The 4,951-nt window shown below is 72.5% G+C and carries 4 protein-coding genes; 2 read left to right on the top strand and 2 right to left on the bottom strand.

The window, feature by feature from the left end:
* Positions 1–87: 87 nt before the first annotated feature.
* Positions 88–330, bottom strand: coding sequence for a hypothetical protein (locus GL263_RS21400; protein WP_182857367.1), 243 nt, complete (start codon positions 328–330; stop codon positions 88–90).
* A 551-nt stretch (positions 331–881) separates the two neighbouring features.
* On the opposite strand from GL263_RS21400, the gene GL263_RS21395 reads away from it, so the two are divergent.
* Positions 882–1,874, top strand: coding sequence for a phage baseplate protein (locus tag GL263_RS21395; protein ID WP_228456718.1), 993 nt, complete (start codon positions 882–884; stop codon positions 1,872–1,874).
* A 64-nt stretch (positions 1,875–1,938) separates the two neighbouring features.
* On the opposite strand, the gene GL263_RS21390 is transcribed toward GL263_RS21395, so the two are convergent.
* Positions 1,939–3,621 carry a glycoside hydrolase family 13 protein gene (locus GL263_RS21390; protein ID WP_182857366.1) on the bottom strand — a complete coding sequence of 561 codons (1,683 nt, stop codon included), beginning with the start codon at positions 3,619–3,621 and terminating at the stop codon, positions 1,939–1,941.
* 279 nt (positions 3,622–3,900) lie between these two features.
* Here GL263_RS21390 and GL263_RS21385 point away from each other — a divergent pair.
* On the top strand, positions 3,901–4,951 hold a 1,051-nt coding region (locus tag GL263_RS21385; protein WP_182857365.1), incomplete at its 3' end, for an alpha/beta hydrolase.

Raw genomic sequence — 4,951 nt, 5'->3', positions numbered from 1 at the left:
CGTCGTGGGTACACCGGTGTGAACCCCGGAATTGGGGAGCTTCCGGGGTTCACGGGGAGGGCCGCCGTGCGGCCCTCCGGCGTCAGATCACAGACCCAGCTTGCCGGTGACGGCGGCCGTGTCGACGTGCACGCCGGTGATGCCGGAGGCCAGGCCGGGGGCGGCGTCGACCAGGCCCTGGGCGGCCTGGCCGGTGGCGGAGCCGTGGACGAGGTGCGACACGTCGCTCTGCACGGCGCCGGCGAGACCGCCGGAGACGCTGACGACACCGCCGGCGACGGCGTCCAGTTCGGCGTCGTTCATCTCACGGGTCTCGAGGTCGTTACGCATGGGGCGTGTTCCCTTCGCTGTTGTTTCGAGGATTTCACTGTGGAAGGGCGGCTCATGGAAAGGGCGAACCGCCCTCCTGCCCGTCCGGTCGAATTCCGGAGAATCGTCAGCCGGGTGGCGCGATACGGGCGCGCCGTGGTGCGGCTGTCGCGGTGCGCCAGATGAAACCACGTACGCCCGCCGGGCGGCTACTCGCGGCGGTGATGACCTGTATCCGCAGGTGGCGGGAGGGTTGCGGGCGGTTTCCACATCTTCGGCAAATCTTGACGAGTTCTCCGCGAGAAGGGGTAACACTTCCCGGGAGCGGCTGCGGACGGGGTCGGGAAGTGGGTATACGTCAGACGGCGTCGGCCATTTCCGGCATGCCGATCGTCGGTCGGAGTGAGGTGTTGGCGGGGGCGGATGTGTGGATTCCGGGTAGTCGTCGGTACGGGCCGGCGGCGACGCCCTGGCCCCCGCGCGGCGCCGGGCACGTTCCGGTGTCGTTCGGCGTTGGCGTGTTCGAGCAGGCCGACGCCGACGGGGTGCGGCCGCGACAGGGGGACGGACCCATGACGGAAGAGTTGATGTCCGGTCGGGCGGCGGCCGGGGGCTGGTCGAGGCGCGGTGCGCTGCGGCTCGGCGGCGGCGCGGCGTTGGCGGCGCTTGGCCTGGCGGCCGGTGTGTCGCCGGCGAGCGCGGCGGTGCCGTCCGGCAAGCGCTTCGACCTGACCAAGCCGAGCTACGACCTGTTCCGGCACAAGCAGCTGCACGACGTCACCGTGCAGCAGTCGTTCAGCTTCGACAACGTCAACCGGCGGCTGTTCGTCGCGCAGTTGCGTGGCGGGCAGGACGGAAAGCTGGGCAACCTCTGCATCACCCGACTGGACTTCTCCGGGAACCGGTTGGGTTGGATGCACCTCAACGGCTTCGGCCACGGCGTCTCGTTCGCCGCGCAGGGCGTCGGCGGGGACACCTACCTGTGGACCGAGGTCGAGGCGAACGCCAACGGCTACGGGAAGCGGCTGGCCCGCTTCAGGTGGTCCAGCGGGACGACCCTCTCCGCGTCGTCCTCGGCGCTGACGAAGTACACGCCGGTGTCCGGCGCCACCGAGCACACCTGCGCGATCGACCCGGTCAACAACCGGCTGCTCGTTCGCTACCACAAGGACGGCGCCAAGCACCTGGCGCTGTACACCATGGCGGCGGCGCAGTCGGGAAACTTCGGCTCGCCGCTGGCGCAGCTGCGGCAGCCGTCCATCCCGGGCACCATGCAGGGTTACACGGTCTACGGGCCGTACGCCTACTTCATGGTCGGCAACGCCTACTCGGCCGACAACCCGAGCCCGGGCAACACCTACCTCAGCACGGTCGACCTCAACTCGGGGAGGATCGTGCAGGGGCCGACGTTCACGAAGGCCGGCTCGACGCTGACGTTCCGGGAGCCGGAGGGCCTGGCGGTCTACCGCACGGCGGCCGGCGAGCCGCGTCTGTTCCTGGGCTTCGCCTCCGGCTCCGCCGGGGACCGCCGCAGCAACCTCTTCTACAAGAACGCGCTGATCTGACGCGTACGCGGTGGCCCGGGGCGGGCGGTGTCCGCCGTCCGCCCCGGACGGGCCCCGGCCGTTGTCACTCCTCCCGCAGCAGCCACGCCGTCGTCCACGGCGGCAGGACGTGCGGGCCGCTGTGGGTGGAGGCCAGCAGCAGTTCGCCGGCCGGTAGCGGCGCCGGCGCGTCGGAGAGGTTGCTGACGCAGTGCCAGCCGCCGGAGCGCCGGAAGTGCAGCAGGCCGGGCGGTTCCGCGCCGTCGTCGGCCCAGGTCAGCGACTCGTCGCCGACCAGCTCGCGGCGCAGCCGCAGCGCCGCCCGGTACAGCTCCAGCGGCGAGTCCGGGCGCCCTTCCTGCGCCTCGACCGACAGCGCGCCCCAGCCTTTCGGCTGCGGCAGCCACGAGCCGTTCGGGCCGAAGCCGTACGAGGAGCCGTCGCGCGTCCAGGGCAGCGGCACCCGGCAGCCGTCCCTGCCCTTCACCCGGCCGCCGCTGCGCGTCCACACCGGGTCCCGCAGGTCCTCCTCGGCGAGGTCGGCGACCTCCGGGAGGCCCAGCTCCTCCCCCTGGTAGAGGTAGGCCGAGCCGGGCAGAGCGAGCATGAGCAGCGTCGCGGCGAGCGCCTTTTGCACCCCCTCGGCCCGGTCCAGCTCCGGTTCCCGGCCGCCGGAGAGCAGCCAGGTCTCCCGGTCGGTGCCCGGCGGGATCGCGTACCGGGAGGCGTGCCGGATCACGTCGTGGTTGGACAGCACCCAGGTGGCGGTGGTGCCGGCGGCCCGCGCGCCGCGCAGCGCGGTGTCGATGGAGGAGCGCAGCGCGGCGGCGTCCAGCGGGGAGTCGAGGAAGTCGAAGTTGAACGCCTGGCCCAGGCCCTCCCGGGAGGCGTACAGGGAGCGGCGGGAGTTGCGCACCCACGCCTCGGCGACGGCGATCCGGGGCGGGGCGTACGCGTCGAAGACCCGCCGCCACTCGCGGAAGATGTCGTGCACCTCGTCCCGGTCCCAGAACGGGTGGCTGCCGTCGGTCGGCAGGGTCTCGGCGGTGTAGCGCTCCACGGCGCCGACGTCGCGCAGCGGTTCGGTGAGGTCCTTCGCCAGGCCGTGGGCGACGTCGACGCGGAAGCCGTCGACGCCCCGGTCGCACCAGAACCGCAGGGTGCGCAGGAAGTCCTGCCGGACCTCCGGGTTGTCCCAGTTGAAGTCCGGCTGCTCGGAGGCGAACAGGTGCAGGTACCAGGAACCGTCCGCCACCCTCGTCCACGCCGGTCCGCCGAAGCAGGACAGCCAGTCGGTGGGCGGCTCGTCGCCGTTCGGGCCGCGGCCCTCCCGGAACACGTACCGCTCCCGCTCCCGCGAGCCGCGCCCGGCGGCCAACGCCTCCTGGAACCACGGGTGCAGGCGCGAGGAGTGGTTGGGGACGATGTCGACCATCACCCTGATGCCCGACCGGTGCGCGGCGGCGACGAGCGTGTCGAAGTCGGCCAGGGTGCCCAGACGGGGGTCGACGTCCCGGTAGTCGGCGACGTCGTAGCCGCCGTCGGCGAGCTCCGACGGGTAGAACGGGCTGAGCCACAGGGCGTCCACGCCGAGCGCGGCCAGGTGCGGCAGCCGGGAGATCAGCCCGGGCAGATCACCGATGCCGTCCCCGTCGCCGTCGGCGAAACTGCGCGGATAGACCTGGTAGACGACGGCCTGCCGCCACCACTCCCTCGAACCGTCCGGCGGGCGGTGCTGGTCGTCGTTCACGGGAGTCGGGTAGGTCATGGACTTGTTCCCCTTCCGTCGGTGCGCCGCCGGTCCGCCCGGCGGGCGCCGCCGCCGTGTCGTCGCCTGTTCTGCTTCCCGCAGCGGTTCCGCGCACGCGGTGCTCTCCGCATGCCGTGGTTTCCCACGCGGTGCTCTCCGCATGTTGTGCTTTCCGCATGATGGAGCCTGGGACACCTGCCGCCCGGGCGACATGACGACGCGGTGCCGCACAAATCCGCCGGGGCGCGTCGCGGAACCCGTTTGCCGCCGCCCGGGGGACTGGGTAGACCCACGGGTATGGATCTTGTGCGTCTCACCGCCGAACCCGACCCCGCGAGCGCCGTCGACACGATCAGCACGCTCTTCGAGCAGCTCGCCGACCAGCCGCGCGGGCTGCCCCACGACGCCCGCCTCGACCCGGTGCTGCCGCCCGGCGAAGGCGTGGCGGGCGACTGGGTCAGCGCCGGCGGGCCGGGGGCCGCCGACAACGGTGTGGTGCTCTACGTGCACGGCGGCGGCTTCACCCTCCGCGAGCCGGAGCTGGCCAGGCTCTTCGCGCACCGGATCTCCCGCTCCACCGGCCGCCCGGTCTTTGTCCTGCACTACCGGCTCGCGCCCGAGCACCCCTACCCGGCGGCGCTCGACGACACGCTCGCCGCCTACCGGTGGCTGCTCGACCGGGGCGTGCCCGCCGGGCGGATCTCCCTGCTCGGCGAGTCCGCCGGCGGCGCGCTGGTCCTCTCGGCCCTCCAGGTCCTCCGCGACGAGGGCACCGAGCCGCCGGCGAGCGCCGTGCTGCTCTCACCGGTCACCGACCTGACCGTGAGCGGCACCTCCGTCGATGTCAACGGCGGGTTGCACGACCCGGGGGTGGACCGCACCTGGCTCACCGAACTCGTCGCGCACTACCTCGGCGGCGCCCGCCCCGACGCCGCCCCGCAGTCCCCGCTGCACGGCGACCCGAGCGGGCTGCCGCCGCTGCTCTTCGCCGTCGGCACCGGCGAGGCGCTGCTCGACGACAGTGTGCGCTTCGCGGAGGCCGCCGACGCCGCCGGCGTCCGGACCCGGGTGGACGCCTACGAGTCGCTGATCCACGGCTTCCAGCTGCTGACCCTCATGCCCGGCAGCCCGACCGCCAAGACGCTCCTGGACCGCGTCGCCCGCTGGCTGCTCGACCCGGACCCCGCGCCCGCGCCCGACGCCGACGCCACGCCCGACCCCGCGCCAGACTCCGACGCCGTGTCAGACCCCAACGCCGCGCCCGGCCCCGAGCCCACGAGACCTCAGAAAAAAAAAACAAAAAAGCAACAGATGGAAGCACGTCAAAAAAACAAAAAAGATGACCACC

This window comes from Streptomyces durbertensis (assembly GCF_014156695.1).
Classification (GTDB): Bacteria; Actinomycetota; Actinomycetes; order Streptomycetales; family Streptomycetaceae; genus Streptomyces; species Streptomyces durbertensis.
The sequence above is the reverse complement of the archived record's forward strand: the minus strand, read 5'-3'. Positions and strand labels throughout refer to the sequence as shown.

What these genes read in the sequence shown, in the direction of transcription:
- GL263_RS21400 (WP_182857367.1), bottom strand. Translation starts at nt 330, where the DNA reads ATGCGTAACGACCTCGAGACCCGTGAGATGAACGACGCCGAACTGGAC.
- GL263_RS21395 (WP_228456718.1), top strand. Translation starts at nt 882, where the DNA reads ATGACGGAAGAGTTGATGTCCGGTCGGGCGGCGGCCGGGGGCTGGTCG.
- GL263_RS21390 (WP_182857366.1), bottom strand. Translation starts at nt 3,621, where the DNA reads ATGACCTACCCGACTCCCGTGAACGACGACCAGCACCGCCCGCCGGAC.